A 22,919-nucleotide genomic window follows, 5' to 3' on the forward strand; every position below is an offset into this window, starting at 1 on the left:
CCCATCTGTTTTATTCCGGTTTATCATTTTTGTATATTTCCTTATGCATTTCGGTATCATAGTTCTCCATGTCTTCGCCTTCATATTTTGTCGGGCATTTTGTCTGTACTTTTTCTGCTTCGAACACTCCGTCTTTTTGGATAAAACCTTCCACCAAAACGATGACATCCTCAGAGAAATTGTCTGGCTTGATGCCTTTATGGAATATCTGCAGCGTTCCCTGGCCTTCCTCGTATAGCTCAAAACGGAGCTCCAGTTTATCAGCGTCCCATTTAACGGATTCCTTATTAAGGAGGCCCTGCGTCATAATATAATCGCCTTCATATTTCGAACCATTTTTGCTAAGATCGGCAATCGTGATTTCCTTGCTCCCGGCGCTTGGCATTGTCGAAAACATCATGATCACGAATGCCACTGCTGCAAGGCCCAATCCCATTACGATTTTTTTATTTTTAGACATCACTTTCTACCTCCCAGCTTTTTGATCAATTCGTTGTATTCAGCTTCTGTAATGGTTCCTTCCACCAACATTGCGCGGAGCTTTGATTTTTTGATTTCATTGTCGTTTGGTGCATCACTTTTTACCGGCTTTGCTTTCTTTTTCTTCATGATGAAAATCAATAGTACTGCTGCAAATAAGGTCAAACTGCCAACGACTGCAATGACTAGCCACAGAGGCATTTTTTCATCATTCTGTTTTACAGTGCCGGCCTTTTTCGCATCTCCAGCCATATCTTCCATGATTTCCGCGGTGGTCCTTGTTTCTGCACGCTTGTATTCCAGCGAGATGTTCTTCGCATCACCAGGCTTCATCCCCTGGCTTTGATATAGGAACATGTTCATGTTGTAGGAGTTTTTCTGGTGCTGCTCTGAAGCAGGCTCCAGTTTGAAGCTTTCTGTATTAAGCGGCTCAACAAAAATCAAGTTCAATAATCCGATTTCAGCGAAGTTTTTAAAATCGTAGTTCAACTTCTTGGTGCCGTCTTTTTCCTTGATGCTGTCGGTATAGTACTCAATCACAAACTTGTAGATCTCCTGCGGCTGGATTTCCTCGCTCGTTTCCCAGGAAATTGTTCCGCTTTCCTTATCAAATTCATATTGAATTTCATTCATTTCAGTCAGATCGCGGGAATAATCAGCGACAAAACCAATCCTGAAATTCTTCTCATCCATTGGCAGCGGAATGACTACCTGGCCTCTTTGCGCTTCTTCGGCATTGTTCTTTAAGGCCCCATGATAGCCGACCAAGAGAGGCGGATTCTTTTTCTTATCTTTCGGGTGGTACGAATATTCCGGCATCACCTGGATCGTTAGCTCCTCCATATTCAGGACATTGGATTTTGTTTCAGCACTACCCTTACCGGGCAGCTGGAATACGAATAATAAAATAATGGCCAATATTAACTTCATAACTTTCATTCGATGAACTCCTTTCTATATGTGACAAATTCGTGAATGTTTTCACAAGACAACTTGAATTGAAAAAACATTTTATATTCTCTAAGGGTTTTTCAAAATGAAATTTAATTTTTCCTCCTGACCTTTTTTGGTCTACCTTATTTAAACCATTTCTAAAAGCCCCCATTCTGTGATATAAATCACGGAATTTTCGTCAGTTTTATCCGATTTGTGAACGGGGGGTATTTGTTGATAAATAAGTCTGTTGATTTTCGTTCCAGGCGCTTCGCTTTCCACGGGTGGCCCGGGGAGCCTCCTCGTCGTTTCAATCCTTCGCGGTCTCCCCTGCCCCATGCTCCCGTAAGAGTCTTCGCGCCTTCCACTACAATCAACAGGAGGTAAAAACACTATTGAGCTTTTTCCAAACCAATAAAAAAACCTCACTTCCCTAATGGAAGTGAGGGTGTTACAAATTTATGAAGATTGCTCTGGTTCAGGATGGAATTTTGATTTTACCGGCTGCCCACCACTCTGTTCATATTTTTTCTTTGCTTCTTTTACCGGATCATGATCCATTCCAAGCTCAAGATCCTGGTTATTGGTGCCGTTCCTTGTTTTTTGTTCAGGATTATTCTGCTTTGAGCGCTTCTTCAAGATGTTTTTCCCCTCCTGTTTAGTGATCAAGCAAAATCATATTGTTCTGGACTTGCTGGAGCTGAAGTCTCATCCGGTGCAGCTGTTCGCGCTGCTGGGAATTTGCACTGAATGCGAGCTTGGCCAAATCATTGTATGCGTCCTCAATTGCCTGCAGTGCATTGGTAAAATCGCCGTCATTAAAATGTTGCTGTGTGGCGGCATTCTTGTATTGATCCTGGGCAAGATTGATTGCATCCTCACATTGCTGAAGTAACTGGTCAACCGATTGACGTGTTGCCAATAATAGCCCCTCCTTTACATGATGCTGAAGCAAAGTCTGCTTCTTCTTTATTTTGTTCACAATACATTTTCCTATCACGATTTTGACAATGTTTAATGATGCCAATTATGTTGGTACACTTTGTAATCTTTTTGCAATTGGATTCACGTTCTCTAAATGGTACAATTTTTATTATTCATTTCTTTGACAGACAGGTTATAGGAGGTTTCTGGCATGATTCAGACCAACCCTTTTCATTACGCAACAGACGATAAAAGATACCATACTTGGAATTACCATCTGCGCAGCCATTTTGGTCATAAGGTTTTCAAAGTGGCGCTTGATGGAGGATTCGATTGCCCAAATCGCGATGGCACAGTAGCGCACGGAGGCTGCACATTTTGCAGTGCTGCTGGTTCAGGTGATTTCGCAGGTGATAGAGTAGAGGATCTCGGCACACAGTTCACAAAGATCAAAGAAAAAATGCATACTAAATGGAAAGATGGCAAGTACATGGCCTATTTCCAGGCTTTCACCAATACACACGCCCCAGTCGAGGTGCTGCGAGAGAAGTACGAAACCGTATTGAACGAAGATGGGGTCGTCGGGCTTTCAATTGCTACGAGACCGGATTGCCTGCCTGATGATGTCGTGGAATATTTGGCTGAGCTGAACGAGCGAACGTATTTATGGGTAGAACTTGGACTTCAGACGGTCCATGAAAAAACAGCCAATTTAATCAACCGGGCCCATGATTATGAAACGTACAAAGAAGGTGTGGACAAGCTCCGAAAGCATGGCATCAGGGTTTGCTCCCATATCATTAACGGACTGCCGATGGAAACTCCTGAAATGATGATGGAAACGGCAGGTGAAGTCGCGAAACTTGATGTTCAAGGTATCAAGATCCATCTTCTTCATCTGTTGAAGGGCACTCCGATGGTCAAGCAGTATGAAAAAGGGCTGCTTGAATTCCTTAGCTTTGAGGACTATGTAAAATTGGTCTGTGATCAGCTGGAAATCCTGCCCCCTGAAATGATCATCCACCGAATTACCGGGGATGGACCGATCGAGCTGATGGTCGGGCCAATGTGGAGCGTCAATAAATGGGAAGTACTGAACTCGATTGATAAAGAATTGAAGCGTCGAAACAGCTGGCAGGGGAAATTTTATACTGGAAACAAAGCGGTGATTGAAAATGAAGCTTGAACGAATCCTTCCATTTGCCAGGAACCTTCTTGAATTAGCTGTGAAGCCCGGGGATATCGCTGTCGATGCGACAGTCGGCAACGGGCATGATACATTATTTTTAGCCAACCTGGTCGGCCCTTCCGGCAGGATTTACGGCTTTGATATCCAGGATGAAGCGCTCATGGCGTGCAAAACGAAGCTTCGCGAACATGATTTGCAGGATCAGGTAACATTGTTCCATACCGGGCATGAAAACATCACAGAGTGCATACCGCCGCTGCACTTCGGAAAAGTCACAGGTGCCATCTTCAACCTTGGATATCTCCCCGGCGGCGATAAAAACATCGTAACCGTCCCTGAGACAACCATCCAGGCCATCGACCAGCTGCTAGAAATCATGGCCCCAGAAGGCATCATAGTAATTGTGATCTACCACGGACATCCCGAAGGCAAGGTAGAACGGGAGTATTTATTGCGATATGTAAAATCACTGGAACAAAACATAGCACATGTATTAGAGTATAAATTCCTGAACCAGAAAAACAACCCGCCATTTATTATTGCGATTGAGAAGAGATAAGAGAGCTTCCCATTAGTGGGAGCTTTTTTTATGATGGGAGTGTAAAATGGCTTTTTTAGTTCAAAGCAGCTGGGCCTGTATGATTGAAGGATAGCACTATAAAAAATTTGAACCGAATTATCGCCATTTATGTGACGATAAACCACGCAACCTTGCTTTTATGGGAACATGATGAGCACTCTTCCCCACTCATTATTTTTAGTAAAGATTTTAACAGGCAAAAAAACAGCCAGGGTATCAAAGTCCCCTGGCTGCATTCCTATTTTATAAACGCCCTCACCACTCCAGAAGGAATCCATTTCTGCAATGACCGATACGCTCGTCCATTGATATAAAAGAAGTAGCTGACAGGGCCGGCTGTCTTGATCATTTCTCTCGCAAGCTTCCTGATTCTTTCCTGGCGCCTTACTTTTTCATCGGATAGGTAAACACCGAGAAGGCCGCGGTTGATTAGTTTATGAAATTTTTGATGCGGAAGCTTGGCCGTATGATGGTCAGCATGTTGTACAAAATGTCGCAAGCGGTCAAATAAAGCTTCTTCATTTTCATAATAAAAACAGAAGTTCAAATCGCCGCCTTGGCGGTCTTCTTCCTGGTCGATGAAGTAATCGAGCAGGATATGGAGCCCTTGTATGTAAGGAAAATACCCGTTACGGATGCTATCTGCGTATTCTGGCTTGAAGTCATCACGCAGCCCGTAGGATACGAGGCAAAAGATTCCGAGCGTTGAGCCGGTGCACGCTGAGAATTCATACCACTCCATGTCCGGAATGTTATCACGATGGCCATCGAACCATATTTGCAGTCTCGGTACACGATCTTTGACCTCAACATGCTTGTGTATTTGCAAATCGCAATAATAATCGCATAGCTCGCTCAGGTGCTTCTTGATATCCTGATAATGATCAAGCTCGGCAAGAATCTCCCGGCAAACGGTCACTAACTCAATTAGATAACCGCCATCACTCTGGTCCTCCCGCTCCCGGTAATAATTTTTCAGCTGGTTGTCCAGATTGAGAGCGTCCGCCATTGATTCATGCAATGCAGCAAAATCAGCCGGGTCAAGGGACGTACTTCGATCACAAAGATTATCCAGGTAATCACTGATTGTCTGATAAGCCACTATGAAGCGGATCGCTTTCTTATAATTCTTTTTCGCGGTCAGACTCAAAATTGAGCCTCCTTCGCAATGAAAGGTTTTATGCTCGATACTGGCGAGAGCCTGTTTCCTTAATTCAGGGTTCGGGATTTCCTCTGCCCTGCTCTTCCAGTATGCCAGTTCCCTGTGTACTTGAGGCAGAACTTGTTTGTATACACGGTACATTAAACTGATTGGCATTGATGGAATCAACATGTATACACCTTCACCCTTTCCATGTAAAAACAAAATCTAATAAACATATCCAATTGCCTTCAGCTGGCTGATGACAAAATCATGTGCATAGTCAAAAATCTCTTCGCGTTCAGGCTCGTTGAACACTTCATGATAGCACTTCGGCCATTCTTTATATCTTTTTTCCGACAGCGGAGCATTGTTGAACCAGTCCTTGACAGAACGTTTATCCACAATCCTATCATCCCCGCCCTGCAATAGGAGCGTCGGAACATCCTGCACTTTGCCCATGTTTTCAAAAGCCTGCTCCATTGCTGAGATAAGTTCACGGTACCAGCGGATGGATACCTTGGTAATATAGAGTGCGTCATTTGCATCCACAGCCCTAACGTCCTCATTCCTTGTTGCCATTTCAACCGTCAGGCCTGACGACATACGCATGGTAGGAACCAGTACATTCAAGCCGTGCGAAAGCATATCCAGCATTTTCGAAGGATAATTGATCAAACCAAGACATGGCGAAGACAGAATAAGTCCGGCAATTTCGACACGTTCCTCCTGCAGCATGCGGATGGCTACAAGTCCCCCCATGCTATGGCCGAGCAAAAATACCGGCAGGTCAAATTCATAAGCTGCCTCTACCCACTCTTTCACTTCCAAAATATACTCATCAAATGAATCTATATGGCCACGGTTTGCCCTCGTTGTCATGCCCTGTCCAGGCAAATCACCCATTATGACATGAAATCCGGATGTGCGCCACGCTTCAATCAGCCACCCGTATCGCCTGTGATGCTCAAGGGCACCATGAATCATAACGATTACAGCCTTAGCATCACCGTCAGCTTCCCATTTCCACATGACCATTCCCCCACTCAAATACTTTTTCTTTCTTTAAAAGAACTATAATATATAATTAGTGAATAAGAAAAGCGTAAGCGCCTTGGTCAGCCCCGACAAGCGCTGCCCGCCTAGAACGCCACCTCATGTGGCTGGCGGGTTTGCACGTCCTGTGCCTTAGAGGGCCGACCGGTGAAGTCGTTCTTTGACTTCATTGGGCGGACCGAAACCGAAAAGTTTAGCCGACTGTCCAGAAACATAGAAACTGGAGACTCCGACAAAGAAGCGCTTTTTGCTTCTGCCGGCGGAGTTGAAGTTTCGGAGTTTCTAGGAGGCGAAACTAGACAAGCGTCTCGAGGAGTTAGGAGCCGCAGCTAGACAAGCGACTCGAGGGCTAGGCGCTGGAGCTGGACAATTCTCGAAGTTAATTTTATACCTTCTTATTTTAAATTAAAAACGAAAGCATTGATTTAAATCTATTTTATTTAGGAGTGTATTCTATGATTTATCCTTACAAAGGCAAGACACCTAAAATAGCTGATTCAGCATTTATTGCTGATTATGTAACGATTACCGGGGATGTCGAGATCGGAGAAGAATCGAGCGTTTGGTTCAACACCTCCATCCGTGGTGACGTCGCTCCCACTATTATTGGAAATAAAGTGAATATACAAGATAACTCTGTCCTCCATCAAAGTCCAAATAATCCTTTGGTTCTTGAGGATGAAGTGACAGTTGGCCACCAAGTCATCCTCCACAGCTGCATCATCCGAAAAAAAGCATTGATTGGGATGGGCTCGATCATCCTTGACCAGGCTGAAATCGGCGAAGGTGCTTTCATTGGCGCTGGCAGCCTTGTCCCTCAAGGTAAAATAATCCCTCCGAACACGCTTGCATTCGGTCGGCCGGCCAAGGTCATCCGCGAGCTGAACGAAGAAGACATCCGTGACATGGAACGAATCTCAAGAGAGTATGCCGAGAAAGGTCAATACTATAAAAATCTTAAGAACAAAGACGAATGATTGGTTAAACAAATTCCACATCAGTCCGATATTAATTTATATATTATACCCTGAAATTTTTGAAATATGCGGACGGGCCAGGTGATAGATGTGGATATGTTATATATATCAATTGCGGCAATTGTACCGCTGCTAGTCTTGTTTTTTCTGTTGATCCGAAAACAAAATAGCATGATCAAATCCATTTTGATGTTCATGTTTGTTTTTTCATCTGTGGCAGGTGCCTTCCTGCTCGAGAACATGCAGGCTTCCCATGTCGCAAAAGCTGTCCAGTCGGTCAAGGAATGGCTTGATGAGCCTGAGCCCCAGGCGGCACGTGCACCAGATGTAATAGAAGAATACAAACCTGAAATCATCCCAATAAAAAACCAGGTACTTCTGGATGCGCCGATCATCTGGCAGATGCCTGAGCTCCCAAGAGGTTGCGAAGTCACGAGCCTGGCCATGCTTCTGCAGTACCAGGATATCAAAGTGGACAAGCTGACACTTGCCAGGGAAGTAAAGAAAAACCCAGCTGAATACCGTCTCAATAATGGCAAAATCTATTTTGGTGATCCAAATGAAGGTTTCGTCGGCAATATGTACACGTACACTCAACCAGGTCTGGGTGTCTACCATAAACCGATTGCTGAATTGGCCGAACAGTACCTTCCCGGTAAAATAATAGATCTGACCGGCGCAGAATTCCAGGAACTTAAAATCCAATTATCTGATCAACGGCCAGTATGGATCATTACGAATACGGAATATAAAAGATTGGACGATAGCTTTTTCCAAACATGGTATACACCTAATGGGGAAGTCAAAGTTACAACAAAAGAGCATTCCGTTTTGATTACCGGCTATGACAAAAGCTTTATCTACTTCAACGATCCGTTAACTGGTGAGAAAAATAAAAAAGCACCCATGAAAGACTTCGTGGAAGCCTGGGTGCAGATGGGAAGGCAAGCAGTTACCTACCTTCCCTGATTTTAAGATTGTAAAACTTTCTGAGCCTCATACTCCTTTTGGAAGGAGTATTTTTTTTCGACATAAACATCATGCCACATCATGAACATCAGTACTGTCCAGATTTTACGGCTGTTGTCAGCCTTGTTCTGGCAGTGGTCATCCAATAGCTTCAATAAGTACGACTTATTGATAAGATGCTCTGTGTTGCTTTCCTTGATGATGTTCTTCGCCCAGTCATTCATTTCTTCCTTCAGCCAGTGGCGAATCGGCACCGGGAATCCAAGCTTTTTGCGTGTAAGAACGTGATCAGGTACAACCCCTTCAGCCGCTTTCCGCAAAATGTACTTGGTTGTGTTGTTAGCTGTTTTCAAGCTTGTAGGAATCTTTGAAGCTGTTTCGAAAACAATCTTATCAAGGAATGGTACGCGAAGCTCCAAAGAATGAGCCATCGTCATTTTATCAGCCTTCAATAAAATGTCGCCCCGCATCCAAGTGTGTATATCAATATATTGCATTGTATCAACCGGATCGTAGCCTCTGCTCTCGCGATAAAGAGGCTTCGTGATATCCCTGTAATCGTACTGTCCATTATAAACATGGAGCAGCTCGCTCTTCTCTTTTTCAGTGAACATCTTCGCGTTTCCAATGTAACGCTCTTCCATTGGTGTCACGCCGCGTTCGATGAAGCTCTTGCCCTTCATGCCCTCTGGCATCATTTTAGATATGCCCTTTAGCATGGACTTTCCTACCTGTGGGATCTTGTTGAACATTTCAAGGTCCTGCGGTTCACGGTAAATGTTATAACCGCCGAACAGTTCATCCGCACCTTCTCCGGAAAGGACAACCGTTACATGCTTCCTTGCTTCACGGGCAACGAAGTACAAAGGTATAGCGGCCGGGTCAGCAAGCGGGTCATCCATATGCCACATAATCTTCGGAAGTTCATCCATGTATTCCTGCGGACTGATCACATAGCTGATGTTTTCAACACCGAGTTTATCAGCCGTTTCCTTAGCGACGTCAATCTCGCTGAAGCCATTCTGTTCAAACCCAACAGAGAATGTCTTGATTGAAGGATGATACTGCTTCGCAATCGACGCAATGATCGAGGAATCAATTCCTCCAGAAAGGAAAGAGCCAACTGGCACATCACTGCGCATGTGGATTTTCACCGATTCAAACAGGACATCCCTGATCTCCTTCGTGAATTCATCCTCGGTCTTATGGATTGGCGAGAAGCTGGCTTTCCAGTAACGCTTGATTTCCATCGGCGAACCGATTCTCTTTGTAAAATAATGCCCTGGCTCAAGCTTGTAGATGCCTTCAGACATTGTATTAGGTTCTGGAACGAACTGATACGTTAAATAGTGCTGAAGTGCCTTGTAATCAAGAACGTCATTCTCAAGTGCTAGCAGGATGCTCTTTTTCTCAGAACCGAAGAACGTGCGGTCGCCATCTTCAAAGTAGAAGAAAGGCTTGATGCCGAAATGGTCACGCGCACCATAAAGAACCTGCTCCTGTTTATCCCAAATGACAAACGCGAACATTCCGCGCAGCTTGTCGACAGCCTGTTCTTTCAGGTGGCTGTAAAGAGCAATGATTACTTCGGTGTCAGAGTGAGTCTCAAAGGTCAGGCCTTCTTCCATCAACTCTTCACGAAGCTCAAGATAATTGTAGATTTCCCCATTGAAAATGATCCAGTAGCGCTCATTTTCGTAGGTTAATGGCTGATGGCCAGCCTCAAGGTCAATGATGCTCAGACGGCGGAAGCCGAACTGGATATGCTCGTCATAGAAATACCCATCATCATCCGGTCCACGATGGGTGATGATGTCATTCATATTTTTAAACAGCTGCTTATCATCGCTGCTGAATTCCTGTGCATTTTCATGTACACAACCGATAAAGCCACACATTATGTACTTCACCTTCTCCATTTCAGAAAAAATTTATTGTTATTTTCCAGTGATTTTACTATCTAAAAACATACCATCTAATACTATCATTAATCGCAAAATTTTTGCAGTAAAATCTGAGGGAAATTTAAGGTAATACTCTATTTTACACCTTTTGGACCATTCGCAAACCTGAGGAATTTCTGCCTCTCTCCTGATTAGACGGCAAATAATAAGGGGAGTTACATATTTCTATGCAACTCCCCTTTGATTTTATTTTCCTTGAGCTTGAGTGCGAAGTGCCTCAGCCTTGTCTGTACGCTCCCATGGAAGGTCAACGTCAGAACGGCCGAAGTGTCCATAAGCAGCTGTCTGCTTGTAGATTGGCTTGCGCAGGTCAAGCATGTTGATGATACCAGCCGGGCGAAGGTCGAAGTTGTTTTCAACAACGTCGATCAATACGTCTTCGCTCACTTTGCCTGTACCGAATGTATCGATTGAGATGGATACCGGACGGGCAACACCGATTGCGTATGCAAGCTGAACTTCAACTTTGTCAGCAAGACCAGCAGCTACGATGTTCTTAGCAACGTAACGTGCAGCGTATGCAGCTGAACGGTCAACTTTTGTAGGATCCTTACCAGAGAAAGCGCCGCCGCCGTGACGAGCGTATCCGCCGTAAGTATCAACGATGATTTTACGGCCAGTCAAACCAGCATCACCCTGTGGTCCGCCGATTACGAAACGGCCAGTTGGGTTGATGAAGTATTTTGTATTTTCGTCAATCAATTCTGATGGTACAACAGGATTGATGACATGTTCTTTAAGATTGCGCTGGATTTGCTCAAGCGAAACTTCTGGGTGGTGCTGAGTTGAGATAACGATTGTATCGATGCGGACAGGCTTGTCGTTCTCATCGTATTCAACTGTTACCTGAGTTTTTCCGTCTGGACGAAGGTAAGGTAGGATTTCTTCCTTACGTACTTCAGTCAGGCGGCGAGAAATCTTATGTGCCAATGAAATCGGTAGAGGCATAAGCTCTTTTGTTTCGTTGCAGGCAAACCCGAACATTAAGCCCTGGTCTCCAGCTCCGATTGCTTCGATTTCTTCATCTGACATTTGGCCTTCACGTGCTTCAAGAGCCTGGTCAACACCCATTGCGATATCAGCAGACTGCTCGTCGATTGAAGTCAAAACTGCGCAAGTTTCAGAGTCGAAGCCGTACTTAGCGCGAGTGTAGCCAATTTCCTTAACTGTTTCACGAACAATTTTCGGAATATCTACGTATGTAGATGTAGTGATTTCCCCTGCAACTAGTACAAGGCCTGTTGTAACTGATGTTTCAGCAGCAACACGGGCGTTAGCATCCTTAGCAAGGATCGCATCCAAAATCGCGTCAGAGATCTGGTCGCAAATTTTATCCGGATGGCCTTCTGTTACTGATTCAGAAGTGAACAAACGGCGTTTGTTTGACATCTGAGTTCCTCCCTCATTTATAAAAATAGATCGAGGCTGTCCCAATACAGACCTCGGGTTGATACGGTACTCATTCCCTATGTAGTATGAAATAAACGCTGAGTTTTTATTAGAAAAATTTGTTTAAGATTCATGGTGAATTTCTTTTTTCCTAATTTCACCCACGGGAGCAATGACACCTAAGAAGGCAGTCCATCAGCATTTCCATGCATCGGACAGAAAAAAGCAATATAAAAAACCTCTCCAATTACGAGGAAAGGTTTAAGCTTAAATCCGCGCCTTTCGCTCTTATCGTTCAAGGGCAGTTCCCTTGCGTCAGGTTAGCACCTTTGCCCGGAAAAGATCAGCAATCAAAAGCTGTTTTTTTCTCGTTTGCAGGTTGCTGGGTTTCATTGGGCCTGTCCCTCCACCAGCTCGGGATAAGAGAGTATCCGTTCAAGTCCAAATCATAACGAAACTAGAATTGCATGTCAATGATTTTCTCATTAAATTTGTCGATTGTTGTTGAAAGTTTTTTTGTAATGCTCTTTTCTCAAACTTTGTTGCTATTGACTACAAAATAGGAGTGAATGAACTATTTTTCTACTCAAAGTAGCCTCATGTTATGAGAAAAGAGCATACAAACTTAATACCGAACTACAAAATTGCGTTCTATTACGTTAAAATCGGCTTTAGGATTTTAACAACACTCTTTACGAAAACAGCCTTTTGTAAAATAAAAAGGTCACGAAAAGGATCCTTTTCGCTTGACTATATAAAGAAAGAATTATATAACGCAAGTTAGGTACAAGGTAATTTTTCTATTGATTAGTATAGATTAATTGAACAAATGTGTTATACTAATACCGAGATGTAAACACTTACAAATTATCAATATTTTAAAAAAGGAAGGTATTCTCCGATGAATGTTGTAGGAATATCAAATGAACTTTCAGCTTTATTAAAAGGAAGCAATGTCCAGGTCCAGTTATCCGTTCCCCAGCTTGTTGAAAAAGTCCTGAACCGCAACGAAGGACTCCTGACTTCAACTGGTGCCGTAAGAGCAACAACTGGTAAGTATACTGGCCGTTCACCTAAAGATAAATTCATTGTCGAAGAAGAATCCGTGAAGGATAAAATTGACTGGGGCTCTGTCAACCAGCCGATTTCCGAGGAATCTTTCACAAAGCTATATAATAAGGTATTGAATTTCCTAAAAGAAAAAGAGGAATTTTTTGTTTTCAAAGGCTTCGCAGGTGCTGACACAAAATACCGCCTTCCAATCCAGGTCATCAATGAATACGCTTGGCACAACCTTTTTGCACATCAATTGTTCATCCGTCCAAGTGAGGAAGAGCTTGTTGACCATGAAGCAGGATTCACGGTCATCTCAGCGCCGAATTTCAAAGCTGACCCAGAGGTTGATGGCACGAATTCCGAGACATTCATCATCGTTTCCTTTGAACAGCGTGTTGTACTGATTGGCGGAACTGAATATGCAGGAGAAATGAAAAAGTCGATTTTCTCTGTCATGAATTACCTTCTGCCTGAAAACGGCATCCTTTCCATGCACTGCTCTGCAAATGTGGGACGCGAAGGCGATGTTGCATTGTTCTTCGGCCTTTCCGGAACAGGAAAGACAACTTTGTCTGCTGATAACAATCGCCGCCTGATTGGTGATGACGAGCATGGCTGGTCAGCTAACGGCGTCTTTAACATCGAGGGTGGATGCTATGCAAAATGCATCAACTTATCCAAAGAAAAAGAACCGCAAATCTTTGATGCAATCCGGTTCGGATCTGTACTTGAAAATGTCGTTATCGATGAAGAAACGCGTGTAGCGGATTATGATGATGGCAGTCTTACAGAAAACACTCGCGCTGCCTATCCAATCCAGGCAATCGATAACATCGTGGATCCGAGCATTGCCGGACATCCAAACGCGATCGTATTCCTGACTGCTGATGCTTTCGGAGTCTTGCCTCCAATCGCTAAGCTAACGAAGGAACAAGCAATGTACCATTTCTTGAGCGGATATACATCAAAGCTAGCTGGCACGGAACGCGGCATCACTTCACCGCAAGCAACGTTCTCGACTTGCTTCGGCTCACCTTTCCTTCCGCTTGCAGCAACAAGATATGCGGAAATGCTTGGTGAAAAAATCGATGAGCACAACGCTAAAGTATTCCTTGTCAACACAGGATGGACAGGCGGAGAGTACGGTACTGGAAGCCGCATGAAGCTTGCTTTCACGCGTGCGATGGTCCAGGCAGCACTTGAAGGTGAACTGAACAATGTGGAAACAGTGAAAGACGAAATCTTCGGCCTTGACATCCCGCTTCATGTACCAGGTGTACCGGACGATGTCCTTCAGCCAGTCAAGACATGGAGCGACAAAGACGCTTACTTTAAAAAAGCCAACGAGCTTGCTGGGAAGTTCCGTAAGAATTTCAAGAAGTTCTCGAACGTACCGTCAGAGATCGAAGAAAAAGGCGGACCAACAGCGAAGTAATAAGAAAAGCGCAAGCGCCTTGGTCAGCCCCGACAAGCGCTGCCCGCTCGATAACGCCACATCGTGTGGCTGGCGGGTCTAGCACATCCTGTGCCACGGAGGGCCAACCGGTGAAGTCGTTCTTTGACTTCATTGGGCGGACCGAAACCGAAAAGTTTAGCCGACTGTCCAGAAACGCAGAAACTGGAGACTCCGCCGGCAGAAGCGCTTTTCGCTTCTGCCGGCGGAGTTGAAGTTTCGGAGTTTCTAGGAGGCGACACTAGACAAGCGACTCGAGGGGCTAGGCGCTGGAGCTGGACAATTCTCGAAGTAAAATCTATCCTTTCTTATCGCATAATGGCCATTTCCAATTGGAGATGGCCATTTTCTTTTCAACAGTCTATTGTTGCCGTGATTTATGTTGATAGCAATTCATACTAATTACTTCTGTTTCTTAAAGCTTCCCTATCAACATTTTGTGGAGGCTGTTCCATCCATCTGTTATCAATCATTATTTTAATCCCGTCATTTGCATATTGAAGGATTTCAGTCACAAGCCTTGTGTAATGCCCACCTAGATCTTTTCTTAGGCTCGCTCCAATTGCAGTTCCATAGCCACCAACACTGATCGCATCCAGACTGTTGGTTTGAAACATCATTAGCTTATCTGAAAAAGGCGGTACAATTGATTGAGATATCGCTGAATCCCAGGTACTTGGTAGCGGAACTCCATCCTGTATTAATATTTCTCTAAAAACAGTTTCATGCTTAGCGGCTATTTCAGAACCTCTCTCCATAAATTTCCGTACCTCTGGTGATTGGGCTGTTTGAGAAAAACCTGCTAAAAATGTCCTGCCAATGGAATTTGTCTCTGTATTTTTAGATATATGAGCCAGTTCTACAGCGGTTAGTGGGCGATGTCTTCCCATTAAACTGGATAAAAAGGATTCATCCTGTAAATATTCTGCTTTCTCCATTGGAGGTATGATTGGCGAACGTACAAACGTGCCTTTTTTTAAAAGTAAATCACAAGAATCATTATAAAGTTTCATAAATATCTTAGAAGTCTTCGAAAATAATTCTCTGACATCGTTCCTTGCCAATACTTCGAGAAATGCTGCTGATGCCACAGTTCCTGCCGAAGCCATGTGTTTAATATACCGAAGAGCAAAAAGGTCTGAATACACCCGGCCTGCTTTTAAATTCACGTCTTCCTGAGTAAACCCGATAGGCAGTGCATGATGATCTTTTTCAAAAATGGATTTGACTTGATCCACTACAAATTTGCAATTTGATAACGCATCATTTATGATATCCGTCATTTCGGTATCTTCATTTACCTTTGCAAAATGCTGTACGATGCAGTGAGCCATTGAATTTTGCATATACGCTCCCCACATTGCGGCTACTTCTGATGAAGTCAATTGAGGGTTATGTTCCATTTCAACTCATAACTCCTTCTTTTTTCCTTATTTTTCGCCAAAAAAGAGATAATATTCGTTGATAAAACCTAAGTATTATTGTCAAAGAAATAATCGATCAACATTCAGAAATTGACTGTAAAGAAAAAAACAGAGCACATAAAGTGCCCTGCTTAGTTGGTTGAGTTCAAGGATATTAATTGATACGTAAGTGTTGTTGTGTTTTCTGTCCATTCTACTTTTTTGATGACACCTGTTCCGGTAAGGTCACCTTCGATTGTCTTTTTGACTTCTAGTGGAATGTCAACTGGATAAAGCCTGTAGCCTTCCTTGGTCAAAGAGAAGTAATTGTCTTCGAGCCGCTTTTCCCGGCCCTTTGTGACGATCATTGTATTCAACTCTAATGGCATTCCCATTGTACTCGCTCCTCTAATGTTCATCATTAACTTCACTTTATTTTATCATTGTTGTTCGGGTGATTTCATCCAATTCGTTAAATCGGCGACAACTTTCCGATTCATTACTGGCGGAAAGTAGTGTGTGTAGTCATCAAAATACCAGCTTTCTACAGGCATGTCCATCTCTTTTAGACGTTTCTCGATTCGGTATGAGTGTTCCGCCGACACATTGCGGTCGTTGCGGCCGTGGATCAGCAGCACTGGCGCTTTCAGGTTTTCGATTTCGTATAATGGCGTCCTGAATTTATACCGGTCCGGCACCTTTTTTGGTGATCCTCCGATTACCCTTTTCATCATCCTGCGCAGATCCTTTCTTTCTACATACGTTAAAAACATATCTGTTACCCCTCCCCAAGTAACAACCGACGCCGTCTCCGGAAATTCAATGGCAGTCAGCAAAGCCATCAAACCTCCGCGTGAAAATCCAAAAACATGAATCCGATCGACCCATGGCAAAGTTTGCAGCAGCTTGAATCCAGCAAAGGCATCTACCCGGTCATCACCTCCAAAGTCCTCATCTCCTTCCCCTCCCTGGTTCCCCCGGTAAAAAGGAGCGAAAACTGTGAAGCCTTCAGACGCAAATTGGGCAATCCGAGCAGGCCGCACCTTGCCTACATTTTTGATGCCACCCCGCAGATACAGGAATCCTTCTGTCCCGCTTCCATCAGCCGGCTTGGCCAGCAGTCCTTTTACACGAAGTCCGCCTGCATAATAGGTCACCATTTGCAGCTCGACGGACGGATTGGGGGAAGGAAATTTATAAGCTGAGATTATTTGCCCATCGTTTTCCAAAGTAATCACTCCTCTTATATGAATTTCTTTAAATTTGGTTACTGGGCATTCACACATTTTTAGGTGATTCATACGATACTGTAAGCCCAATTTAAGACAGATTTCTAGGAGGCATCATGATGAAAAAATGGTTCAAAGCCGGTTTTGCTTTATTTTTGATTACTGTACTTATTATACCTCTTGCTGCTTGCAGTCAAGACAAGGTACAGACTGTCAAAGTGGCCGAGGTAACGCGTTCGATCTTCTATGCTCCTCAATATGTTGCCCTTGAAAAGGGATTTTTTGAGGATGAAGGATTGGAAGTTGAATTAACAACTACTTGGGGCGGCGACAAGACCATGACAGCCGTGCTCTCGAACGCAGCTGATATTGGACTCGTTGGTTCTGAGACGTCAATCTACGTCTATGCCCAGGGATCAAATGACCCAGTCATTAACTTTGCCCAGCTGACGCAAACCGATGGCACCTTCCTTGTTTCCAGAGAAAAAATCGATGATTTTTCATGGGATCAAATAAAAGGAGCCACCTATCTCGGTCAGCGAACAGGCGGGATGCCGCAAATGGTCGGTGAATTTGTACTTAAGAAGCACGGCATCGATCCAAAGTCAGATTTGAATATGATCCAAAATATTGATTACGCGAATATTCCCAACGCCTTCGCTTCCGGTACCGGAGATTTTGTCCAGCTATTCGAACCGCAAGCTAGCTTGTTTGAAAAAGAAGGCAAAGGCCATATCGTCGCTTCATTCGGAACAGAATCCGGTCATGTACCTTATACCACATTTATGTCAAAACAAAGCTATATGAAGGAAAACCCGGAAACAATTGAAAAATTCACTCGTGCCATCTTCAAAGCTCAACAATGGGTGGACTCACACAGTGCAAAAGAAACAGCTGAGGTCATCCAGCCATTTTTTAAAGATACAGATTTAGCGCTCATCGAGACAGTGGTTGATCGCTATAAGAGCCAGGGTTCCTATGCCACAGATCCAATTTTGGATGAGGAAGAGTGGAAGAACTTACAGGACATTATGGATGAAGCAGGTGAACTTCCTGAAGAAGTCAGCCATGACACATTAGTCAATACAGAGGTGGCAAAAGAAATCATGAAATAACAGGAGGTTAGCAGCCCAATGGACTTTTTGACATTAAGAGGAATCCATCACACTTATTTCACAAAAACTTCTGCTGTCACTGCGCTGAATGATATTTCACTCGATGTCCAGGAAGGGGAGTTCGTATCCTTCCTGGGTCCGAGCGGCTGCGGCAAAACAACGCTGCTTTCAATCATCGCAGGGCTGATTGAGCCTACCGATGGACAGGTAAAGCTGGAAGGGAAATCAGTCAAGGATGCTGCAAACCAAACAGGATATATGCTGCAGCAGGATTATTTATTTCCTTGGAAAACAATTGAGGAAAATATTTTTCTCGGCTTGAAGATTAACGGAACTTTGGGAGAATCCAAAAAAGATGAGGTTTTATCGCTGCTTAGGCAAATGGATTTGGAGAACGTAGAAAAACTTTATCCCAAACAGCTGTCCGGGGGTATGCGACAGCGTGTGGCACTGGTTCGGACACTGGCAACAGAGCCTAAGCTGCTCATGCTCGACGAACCTTTTTCCGCATTGGACTATCAAACGAAATTAAAGCTCGAGAACCTGGTTTCAAACACCTTCAAGACTTTCGGAAAAACAGCGATTCTCGTTACACATGATATTGGAGAAGCAATAGCAATGAGTGATAGAATCTTCCTGTTTTCGCCAAGACCAGGACGCTTGCATAGAACTTTCACTATACCAGAGGAGCTACGAAACTTAAGTCCTTTCGAAGCTAGAAACCATCCTTTATACACCGAACTGTTCCAGAACATATGGAAGGAGTTGGAATCGATTGAACCAGAAGAAAACTGAACTCCTTCATCAGCAGTATCTTAAAAAGCTAAGCCGCGAGCGAAAAATCGTCCGCATCTATCAATTGTTAATTTTCATAGCTTTTTTCGCCATCTGGGAAATCTCAAGCCAGCAAAAATGGATCGACCCGCTTCTATTCAGTTCACCGTCAAAAATCTGGAATATGCTAATTGAGAAGACATTGGATGGTTCGCTAGCAGTTAACCTTGGAGTGACATTGGCTGAAACCGTACTTGGATTTATCCTCGGTACACTCGCAGGTACAATACTCGCAGCAATATTATGGTGGTCTCCGCTGCTTTCCAGGATTTTGGATCCATACCTTGTAATATTGAATTCCATGCCTAAGGTTGCTCTTGGCCCTATTTTGATCGTTGCGCTTGGAACCAATATGACCTCCATCATTGCGATGGGTGCCATCATCTCCGTTATCATAACTACAATTGTTGTCTACACCGCTTTCAAAGAGGTCGACCCTAACTACCTGAAAGTGCTGCAGACATTCGGAGCTACAAGGACACAATGCTTCCGGGAGGCAATTTTGCCGGCGTCATTCCCGACCATCATTTCAACCTTGAAGGTGAATGTCGGCCTATCCTGGGTAGGAGTCATTGTCGGTGAATTCCTCGTTTCTGCCCGGGGTCTCGGATATATGATCATCTATGGTTTCCAGGTTTTCAATTTCACACTTGTTTTTCTGTCGCTGCTCGTCATCGCCGTGTTCGCAACCGTGATGTACCAGCTCGTTGAACTGCTCGAAAAGAAACTGATCAAAAGCAATCAATAATGAAGCCGTGATGATGCTCCGGCTTCTTTTCTGTTCCAAAAAATTCAATTAAAAATGAACTTGGTCGAAAAAAATAGATTTTCGCCAATAAAGTTGTAAACTCCGCCAATAAAACGAAATTTTCGCCAATAAAATTGTGAACTTCGCCAATAAAATGAGATTTTCGCCAATAAAATTGTGAACTTCGCCAATAAAATGAGATTTTCGCCAATATACCGGATTTCGGTTAACAGTTACTACTTTTAACTCCGCAAAATGTCAAAAAAGCGGCGGTACCCAAATGAAAGTCCGCCACTTTAATGCTTTTTGCTTAAAAATTCAAGGCTATGCTTGATCACATCGTCCTTCATGATAAAACTGTACTCGTCCCTCATTCTTTCCACGAGAATATCGCCACTTACAAGTACTGGGCCGCCTGTTTCCATGTAATCATCCTGTGGCATGATTTTTTCCACTTCACCGTAATAGATTCTTTTTACAAATGTATCCTCTTTATCACTAACCTGATACTCACCAATGCTAACAAGCCTGCTTAAAACTGCGCCAGTCTCTTCCATGACTTCTCGGCGAGCTGCACCCTCCAGAGTTTCACCTTTTTCCATTTTGCCGCCTGGAAACTCAAGACCTCTGACTCTATGTTTGGTCAAAAGCCATTTGCCTAGATATTTACAAATTACCAGCACATGGCGAGCACTTTTTTCAAAGGCGTTTTCCTGAAAGGATAAAATCACAACTCCGCCGTTCATATCTTTAAACTTCTCCATGTAAACTCTCCCCGAATCTAGATCATAACCTAATTATATAGAAAAACAAAAAATGAATAAACCGCAGACATCTGCCTGCGGCTGCTCTATTTTTCAGGAAGGATTCCCATGCTTTCAATATGGTTTCTGGCTTCTTCATCGCCGAGTTTATAAATCATTTCATATGTCTGGATCAGCTGTCTGTCGAGCGCATCATTGTCACGGTCATAATGGTATTGGACATATGGAACGTGCGCCCTCATGAAATTCTGCCAGCCTGTGGAATAGCTCTGATCAAATATCTCCCTTAACGCAGTGATTTCCTCGTCATTTGCCTCAATTTTAAAATTCCATGGAGATGCGGTTGAAACGCTTGAAATCTCGCCCTCACTAATGTTGATGTAGTATGTTTTTTTGCCTTCTGGCATGTGCCTCACCTCATGGATATCGTTCCCTGCGTCTATATTTGTTTATACTGAATATCTTTAAAATAAATAATTTTTTCTGCCCTCCAAATTACTCTTCAAGTTGTGTGTATGTTAAAATTAGACCAAATATAGATAGAGAAAAATCAGCAAACCCAACAGGAAAATACTTCAATTCCAAGGCATATTTTTTCCGATGGAGGGTATTAAATAAGTATAAGGTTTATGGACGCTTAAGAAGGAGAGGTGAAATTTTATGAAACTGATTGATGAGCTATACGAACTGTACCGCAATAAATTGACCGGTGATGAAGAGGATATCGATATGCTCGCTTTTGCCTTCCTTGAAGAAATGAGTCGTGAAGACTTGTTGAAAATTATCCAGGACCTCGATAAGCAGGAGCTTTATGATTTGATGGGGCTTTACTTGATCGAGAGCTTGAAGGGAAAGTTTGCCCAGGATGATTTCGGCGCGCGCTCTGTCAATTCATATCCTTCCCGTAATGTGCACTAATCCTTATAAATAACCATACATACAAACCGGCTGAAGCCGGTTTTTCTTTTTGTCTCTATTTCGTTTTTTCAATGAAAAAAACCGGCCGATTTCCAGCCAGTTTTCCTTGTAGAGAATTTGATAAGCATATATTTTCCGCTTCAAGAAATGTCCAGCAAAGCACTTGTCGGGGCTGACCAAGGCGCTTTCGCTTTTCTTATCCAAGATAAGCCTTGAACATCCACATATGCTTGCGAAGGCTCATTTTTACTTCTGTCATCATATCCGCAGTAGCTGTATCTTCTGCCTTTTCTGCAAGTTCGATAGCATTTTGAAGCTCGTCCACGATTGTAGCAAAGTCATCATGCAATTGTTTGACCATGTCTTCTTCATTTTCTGAACCAGTTGCTTCTTCAACCGAAGATAATTCCAGATATTCTTTAAGCGTTGCCACTGGCTTTCCGTCTAACGCGAGAATCCTTTCCGCGAATTCATCAATGATTGTCGCTGCTTCGTTATAAAGCTCTTCAAATTTCGTATGCAGCGTGAAGAAGTGACGTCCTGTAACATACCAGTGATAATTATGAAGCTTTGTGTAAAGTACCGTCCAGTTTGCAACTTGCTTGTTAACTGCTTGAATTAAATCTGTTTGTGCCATTGTTATTTCATCCTCCCTTTTAGTCATAGTTTATATTCCCCTTCCAGCTTTATAAAAAACATGCTGCCAGCAACTTTTTACCTACCAAGGTAAGGAACATGCTAAAATAATTTTGAAGCAAAGGAGGCCGTTTTATGTATACCGTTTTGATTATCTCAGTCATTATCGTTATCATAGTTTTAATATTAAGTGTAGTTACCACTTCAAAAGCATATCAGTATAAACACACTGTCGACCCGATTGATGAAAATAGCACCCACGAAGATTCTAATGATGAAAACAAATAAAAGGAGCTGCCACCAGCTCCTTTTTAGGATTTAAAGAAGGGATGAACACCATGCTAAAAAAAGCATTCATCGGCATTATACGCTTTTATCAGATTGTCATTTCGCCATTAAAACCGCCTACATGCCGTTTCTACCCAACATGCTCCCATTACGGGCTTGAAGCGATCAAAAGATTTGGTCCCTTCAAAGGAGGATGGCTGACGATTGTACGTATCCTGAAGTGCCAGCCCTTCCATCCAGGAGGCATGGACCCGGTACCGGAAGAGTGGCCATCAAAGAAAAACGCTAAAGCTCATAACCATTAACATTACTTATTGTAGCCATCGATCACTTGATCAAGCCTTCCCGTTGAAGGATCGATCACTAGTCCATGGACCGGAACATCCTTAGGCATCAAGGGATGGTTTTTAACGATTTCAACACTGTGAGCAACGCTGTCCTTGACGTTATCGAAACCGTGAAGCCATTCCTCTACGTCTATTCCTGAATAATTCAGTGTTCCCAGCATATCATCTGTAACACCGCGCTTTTTCATTCCTTCGATCATGATGTCGGGCTTCATCCCGCTCATGCCGCAGTCATAATGGCCAATGATCGCCACTTCCTCTGCCTGTAGCTGGTAAACAGCGACAAGCAGACTTCTCATGATACTTCCGAAAGGGTGCATGATCAGGGCACCTGCATTCTTTACAATTTTCACATCACCATTGCGAATATTCAAAGCCCTTGGTAAAAGTTCAACAAGCCTTGTATCCATGCAGGTTAAAATAACCATCTTTTTATTCGGAAACTTCGTTGTGGTGAATTCTTCATATTTCTTTTCAGCTACGAACTTTTCATTAAAATCAAGAATTTCATCAAGCATCCTCATAT

At 43.4% G+C, this 22,919-nt stretch carries 27 protein-coding genes and 1 riboswitch; of the genes, 12 read left to right on the forward strand and 15 right to left on the reverse strand.

Features of this window, described 5'->3' with window-relative positions:
• Nucleotides 1-10: 10 nt before the first annotated feature.
• The 4 genes from DYI25_RS12740 to DYI25_RS12755 all read right to left on the reverse strand — a co-directional run bounded on the left by DYI25_RS12740 (nucleotide 11) and on the right by DYI25_RS12755 (nucleotide 2,335).
• Nucleotides 11-460 carry a cytochrome c maturation protein CcmE gene (locus tag DYI25_RS12740; RefSeq protein WP_213369232.1) on the reverse strand — a complete coding sequence of 150 codons (450 nt, stop codon included), beginning with the start codon at nucleotides 458-460 and terminating at the stop codon, nucleotides 11-13.
• Nucleotides 460-1,419 (reverse strand): hypothetical protein, encoded by a 960-nt coding sequence (locus tag DYI25_RS12745; protein ID WP_213369234.1) that lies wholly within the window; start codon nucleotides 1,417-1,419, stop codon nucleotides 460-462. Before DYI25_RS12745 ends, DYI25_RS12740 begins: the two co-directional genes overlap by 1 nt.
• A gap of 453 nt (nucleotides 1,420-1,872) precedes the next feature.
• A complete protein-coding gene (locus tag DYI25_RS12750; protein ID WP_213369237.1) occupies nucleotides 1,873-2,052 on the reverse strand; it encodes a glycogen biosynthesis protein GlgD in 180 nt (59 codons plus the stop codon).
• Nucleotides 2,053-2,071: 19 nt separating this feature from the next.
• A complete protein-coding gene (locus tag DYI25_RS12755) occupies nucleotides 2,072-2,335 on the reverse strand; it encodes a YtzC family protein (RefSeq protein ID WP_213369238.1) in 264 nt (87 codons plus the stop codon).
• A gap of 213 nt (nucleotides 2,336-2,548) precedes the next feature.
• On the opposite strand from DYI25_RS12755, the gene DYI25_RS12760 reads away from it, so the two are divergent.
• Nucleotides 2,549-3,523 (forward strand): TIGR01212 family radical SAM protein, encoded by a 975-nt coding sequence (locus DYI25_RS12760; RefSeq protein ID WP_213369239.1) that lies wholly within the window; start codon nucleotides 2,549-2,551, stop codon nucleotides 3,521-3,523.
• The gene (locus tag DYI25_RS12765) at nucleotides 3,513-4,085 is read left to right on the forward strand and encodes a tRNA (mnm(5)s(2)U34)-methyltransferase (RefSeq protein WP_213369240.1); all 573 of its coding nucleotides are present in this window, start codon (nucleotides 3,513-3,515) and stop codon (nucleotides 4,083-4,085) included. The genes DYI25_RS12760 and DYI25_RS12765 overlap by 11 nt, the downstream gene beginning before the upstream one ends.
• A 259-nt stretch (nucleotides 4,086-4,344) precedes the next feature.
• On the opposite strand, the gene DYI25_RS12770 is transcribed toward DYI25_RS12765, so the two are convergent.
• Together DYI25_RS12770 and DYI25_RS12775 are read right to left on the reverse strand one after the other, a co-directional pair.
• Nucleotides 4,345-5,439: a tetraprenyl-beta-curcumene synthase family protein gene (locus DYI25_RS12770; protein WP_213369241.1), complete on the reverse strand. Its 1,095-nt coding sequence runs from the start codon at nucleotides 5,437-5,439 to the stop codon at nucleotides 4,345-4,347.
• Nucleotides 5,440-5,475: 36 nt separating this feature from the next.
• On the reverse strand, nucleotides 5,476-6,279 hold the full coding sequence (locus DYI25_RS12775) for an alpha/beta hydrolase (protein WP_213369242.1): 804 nt from the start codon (nucleotides 6,277-6,279) through the stop codon (nucleotides 5,476-5,478).
• Nucleotides 6,280-6,450: 171 nt separating this feature from the next.
• Here DYI25_RS12775 and DYI25_RS12780 point away from each other — a divergent pair, with 171 nt between their 5' ends.
• The 3 genes from DYI25_RS12780 (at nucleotide 6,451) to DYI25_RS12790 (ending at nucleotide 8,249) form a co-directional block, all read left to right on the forward strand.
• Nucleotides 6,451-6,636 (forward strand): hypothetical protein, encoded by a 186-nt coding sequence (locus tag DYI25_RS12780; protein WP_213369243.1) that lies wholly within the window; start codon nucleotides 6,451-6,453, stop codon nucleotides 6,634-6,636.
• 122 nt (nucleotides 6,637-6,758) lie between these two features.
• Complete coding sequence (locus tag DYI25_RS12785) at nucleotides 6,759-7,280, forward strand: gamma carbonic anhydrase family protein (RefSeq protein WP_213369244.1); 522 nt, start codon at nucleotides 6,759-6,761, stop codon at nucleotides 7,278-7,280.
• A 96-nt stretch (nucleotides 7,281-7,376) separates the two neighbouring features.
• The gene (locus tag DYI25_RS12790; protein WP_213369590.1) at nucleotides 7,377-8,249 is read left to right on the forward strand and encodes a C39 family peptidase; all 873 of its coding nucleotides are present in this window, start codon (nucleotides 7,377-7,379) and stop codon (nucleotides 8,247-8,249) included.
• A 2-nt stretch (nucleotides 8,250-8,251) separates the two neighbouring features.
• Here DYI25_RS12790 and asnB read toward each other — a convergent pair whose 3' ends face one another.
• Both asnB and metK read right to left on the reverse strand, forming a co-directional pair.
• Nucleotides 8,252-10,147 carry an asparagine synthase (glutamine-hydrolyzing) gene (asnB, locus tag DYI25_RS12795; RefSeq protein WP_213369246.1) on the reverse strand — a complete coding sequence of 632 codons (1,896 nt, stop codon included), beginning with the start codon at nucleotides 10,145-10,147 and terminating at the stop codon, nucleotides 8,252-8,254.
• Nucleotides 10,148-10,399: 252 nt separating this feature from the next.
• Nucleotides 10,400-11,602 (reverse strand): methionine adenosyltransferase, encoded by a 1,203-nt coding sequence (gene metK / locus DYI25_RS12800; RefSeq protein ID WP_213369247.1) that lies wholly within the window; start codon nucleotides 11,600-11,602, stop codon nucleotides 10,400-10,402.
• Nucleotides 11,603-11,887: 285 nt separating this feature from the next.
• A riboswitch (SAM riboswitch) is annotated at nucleotides 11,888-12,028 on the reverse strand.
• A 475-nt stretch (nucleotides 12,029-12,503) separates the two neighbouring features.
• Between metK and pckA the strand changes: the two genes are divergently transcribed.
• Nucleotides 12,504-14,093 (forward strand): phosphoenolpyruvate carboxykinase (ATP), encoded by a 1,590-nt coding sequence (gene pckA / locus DYI25_RS12805; RefSeq protein ID WP_213369249.1) that lies wholly within the window; start codon nucleotides 12,504-12,506, stop codon nucleotides 14,091-14,093.
• A 416-nt stretch (nucleotides 14,094-14,509) separates the two neighbouring features.
• Here pckA and DYI25_RS12810 read toward each other — a convergent pair whose 3' ends face one another.
• The 3 genes from DYI25_RS12810 to DYI25_RS12820 all read right to left on the reverse strand — a co-directional run bounded on the left by DYI25_RS12810 (nucleotide 14,510) and on the right by DYI25_RS12820 (nucleotide 16,743).
• On the reverse strand, nucleotides 14,510-15,514 hold the full coding sequence (locus DYI25_RS12810) for a DUF3231 family protein (protein WP_213369251.1): 1,005 nt from the start codon (nucleotides 15,512-15,514) through the stop codon (nucleotides 14,510-14,512).
• 152 nt (nucleotides 15,515-15,666) lie between these two features.
• Entirely contained in the window at nucleotides 15,667-15,909 is a 243-nt protein-coding gene (locus DYI25_RS12815; protein WP_213369254.1) for a DUF2584 domain-containing protein, read from the reverse strand.
• 45 nt (nucleotides 15,910-15,954) lie between these two features.
• Complete coding sequence (locus DYI25_RS12820) at nucleotides 15,955-16,743, reverse strand: alpha/beta hydrolase family protein (protein ID WP_249745312.1); 789 nt, start codon at nucleotides 16,741-16,743, stop codon at nucleotides 15,955-15,957.
• Between the two features lie 119 nt (nucleotides 16,744-16,862).
• On the opposite strand from DYI25_RS12820, the gene DYI25_RS12825 reads away from it, so the two are divergent.
• The 3 genes from DYI25_RS12825 to DYI25_RS12835 are packed head-to-tail and all read left to right on the forward strand — an operon-like array spanning nucleotide 16,863 to nucleotide 19,440.
• Nucleotides 16,863-17,858 carry an ABC transporter substrate-binding protein gene (locus tag DYI25_RS12825; protein ID WP_213369593.1) on the forward strand — a complete coding sequence of 332 codons (996 nt, stop codon included), beginning with the start codon at nucleotides 16,863-16,865 and terminating at the stop codon, nucleotides 17,856-17,858.
• A gap of 18 nt (nucleotides 17,859-17,876) precedes the next feature.
• Complete coding sequence (locus tag DYI25_RS12830) at nucleotides 17,877-18,653, forward strand: ABC transporter ATP-binding protein (protein ID WP_213369255.1); 777 nt, start codon at nucleotides 17,877-17,879, stop codon at nucleotides 18,651-18,653.
• Nucleotides 18,634-19,440 (forward strand): ABC transporter permease, encoded by an 807-nt coding sequence (locus tag DYI25_RS12835; protein ID WP_213369256.1) that lies wholly within the window; start codon nucleotides 18,634-18,636, stop codon nucleotides 19,438-19,440. Before DYI25_RS12830 ends, DYI25_RS12835 begins: the two co-directional genes overlap by 20 nt.
• A 296-nt stretch (nucleotides 19,441-19,736) precedes the next feature.
• Here DYI25_RS12835 and ytkD read toward each other — a convergent pair whose 3' ends face one another.
• Nucleotides 19,737-20,204 carry an RNA deprotection pyrophosphohydrolase gene (gene ytkD / locus DYI25_RS12840; protein ID WP_213369257.1) on the reverse strand — a complete coding sequence of 156 codons (468 nt, stop codon included), beginning with the start codon at nucleotides 20,202-20,204 and terminating at the stop codon, nucleotides 19,737-19,739.
• An 86-nt stretch (nucleotides 20,205-20,290) separates the two neighbouring features.
• A complete protein-coding gene (locus DYI25_RS12845) occupies nucleotides 20,291-20,611 on the reverse strand; it encodes a hydrolase (RefSeq protein ID WP_213369258.1) in 321 nt (106 codons plus the stop codon).
• A 253-nt stretch (nucleotides 20,612-20,864) separates the two neighbouring features.
• Between DYI25_RS12845 and DYI25_RS12850 the strand changes: the two genes are divergently transcribed.
• Nucleotides 20,865-21,122 (forward strand): DUF6154 family protein, encoded by a 258-nt coding sequence (locus DYI25_RS12850; protein ID WP_023626881.1) that lies wholly within the window; start codon nucleotides 20,865-20,867, stop codon nucleotides 21,120-21,122.
• Between the two features lie 196 nt (nucleotides 21,123-21,318).
• Here DYI25_RS12850 and DYI25_RS12855 read toward each other — a convergent pair whose 3' ends face one another.
• Nucleotides 21,319-21,759, reverse strand: coding sequence for a Dps family protein (locus DYI25_RS12855; protein WP_213369599.1), 441 nt, complete (start codon nucleotides 21,757-21,759; stop codon nucleotides 21,319-21,321).
• Nucleotides 21,760-21,893: 134 nt separating this feature from the next.
• Here DYI25_RS12855 and ytzI point away from each other — a divergent pair, with 134 nt between their 5' ends.
• The gene (gene ytzI, locus DYI25_RS12860; RefSeq protein WP_102263963.1) at nucleotides 21,894-22,046 is read left to right on the forward strand and encodes a YtzI protein; all 153 of its coding nucleotides are present in this window, start codon (nucleotides 21,894-21,896) and stop codon (nucleotides 22,044-22,046) included.
• Between the two features lie 50 nt (nucleotides 22,047-22,096).
• Nucleotides 22,097-22,351: a membrane protein insertion efficiency factor YidD gene (yidD, locus tag DYI25_RS12865; RefSeq protein WP_102263964.1), complete on the forward strand. Its 255-nt coding sequence runs from the start codon at nucleotides 22,097-22,099 to the stop codon at nucleotides 22,349-22,351.
• Nucleotides 22,352-22,353: 2 nt separating this feature from the next.
• Here the strand turns inward: yidD and DYI25_RS12870 are convergent, their stop codons facing one another.
• Complete coding sequence (locus DYI25_RS12870; RefSeq protein WP_213369259.1) at nucleotides 22,354-22,917, reverse strand: beta-class carbonic anhydrase; 564 nt, start codon at nucleotides 22,915-22,917, stop codon at nucleotides 22,354-22,356.
• Between the last annotated feature and the right edge of the window lie 2 nt (nucleotides 22,918-22,919).

Source organism: Mesobacillus boroniphilus (assembly GCF_018424685.1).
GTDB lineage: Bacteria > Bacillota > Bacilli > Bacillales > Cytobacillaceae > Mesobacillus > Mesobacillus boroniphilus_A.

Excerpts from the sequence above, each read along its gene's own strand:
- DYI25_RS12740 (WP_213369232.1), bottom strand. The coding sequence starts at position 460 with ATGTCTAAAAATAAAAAAATCGTAATGGGATTGGGCCTTGCAGCAGTG.
- DYI25_RS12745 (WP_213369234.1), bottom strand. The coding sequence starts at position 1,419 with ATGAAAGTTATGAAGTTAATATTGGCCATTATTTTATTATTCGTATTC.
- DYI25_RS12760 (WP_213369239.1), top strand. The coding sequence starts at position 2,549 with ATGATTCAGACCAACCCTTTTCATTACGCAACAGACGATAAAAGATAC.
- DYI25_RS12765 (WP_213369240.1), top strand. The coding sequence starts at position 3,513 with ATGAAGCTTGAACGAATCCTTCCATTTGCCAGGAACCTTCTTGAATTA.
- DYI25_RS12770 (WP_213369241.1), bottom strand. The coding sequence starts at position 5,439 with ATGTTGATTCCATCAATGCCAATCAGTTTAATGTACCGTGTATACAAA.
- DYI25_RS12775 (WP_213369242.1), bottom strand. The coding sequence starts at position 6,279 with ATGTGGAAATGGGAAGCTGACGGTGATGCTAAGGCTGTAATCGTTATG.
- DYI25_RS12785 (WP_213369244.1), top strand. The coding sequence starts at position 6,759 with ATGATTTATCCTTACAAAGGCAAGACACCTAAAATAGCTGATTCAGCA.
- DYI25_RS12790 (WP_213369590.1), top strand. The coding sequence starts at position 7,377 with ATGTTATATATATCAATTGCGGCAATTGTACCGCTGCTAGTCTTGTTT.
- asnB (WP_213369246.1), bottom strand. The coding sequence starts at position 10,147 with ATGTGTGGCTTTATCGGTTGTGTACATGAAAATGCACAGGAATTCAGC.
- metK (WP_213369247.1), bottom strand. The coding sequence starts at position 11,602 with ATGTCAAACAAACGCCGTTTGTTCACTTCTGAATCAGTAACAGAAGGC.
- pckA (WP_213369249.1), top strand. The coding sequence starts at position 12,504 with ATGAATGTTGTAGGAATATCAAATGAACTTTCAGCTTTATTAAAAGGA.
- DYI25_RS12810 (WP_213369251.1), bottom strand. The coding sequence starts at position 15,514 with ATGGAACATAACCCTCAATTGACTTCATCAGAAGTAGCCGCAATGTGG.
- DYI25_RS12815 (WP_213369254.1), bottom strand. The coding sequence starts at position 15,909 with ATGGGAATGCCATTAGAGTTGAATACAATGATCGTCACAAAGGGCCGG.
- DYI25_RS12825 (WP_213369593.1), top strand. The coding sequence starts at position 16,863 with ATGAAAAAATGGTTCAAAGCCGGTTTTGCTTTATTTTTGATTACTGTA.
- DYI25_RS12830 (WP_213369255.1), top strand. The coding sequence starts at position 17,877 with ATGGACTTTTTGACATTAAGAGGAATCCATCACACTTATTTCACAAAA.
- ytkD (WP_213369257.1), bottom strand. The coding sequence starts at position 20,204 with ATGGAGAAGTTTAAAGATATGAACGGCGGAGTTGTGATTTTATCCTTT.
- DYI25_RS12845 (WP_213369258.1), bottom strand. The coding sequence starts at position 20,611 with ATGCCAGAAGGCAAAAAAACATACTACATCAACATTAGTGAGGGCGAG.
- DYI25_RS12850 (WP_023626881.1), top strand. The coding sequence starts at position 20,865 with ATGAAACTGATTGATGAGCTATACGAACTGTACCGCAATAAATTGACC.
- DYI25_RS12855 (WP_213369599.1), bottom strand. The coding sequence starts at position 21,759 with ATGGCACAAACAGATTTAATTCAAGCAGTTAACAAGCAAGTTGCAAAC.
- ytzI (WP_102263963.1), top strand. The coding sequence starts at position 21,894 with ATGTATACCGTTTTGATTATCTCAGTCATTATCGTTATCATAGTTTTA.
- yidD (WP_102263964.1), top strand. The coding sequence starts at position 22,097 with ATGCTAAAAAAAGCATTCATCGGCATTATACGCTTTTATCAGATTGTC.
- DYI25_RS12870 (WP_213369259.1), bottom strand. The coding sequence starts at position 22,917 with ATGAGGATGCTTGATGAAATTCTTGATTTTAATGAAAAGTTCGTAGCT.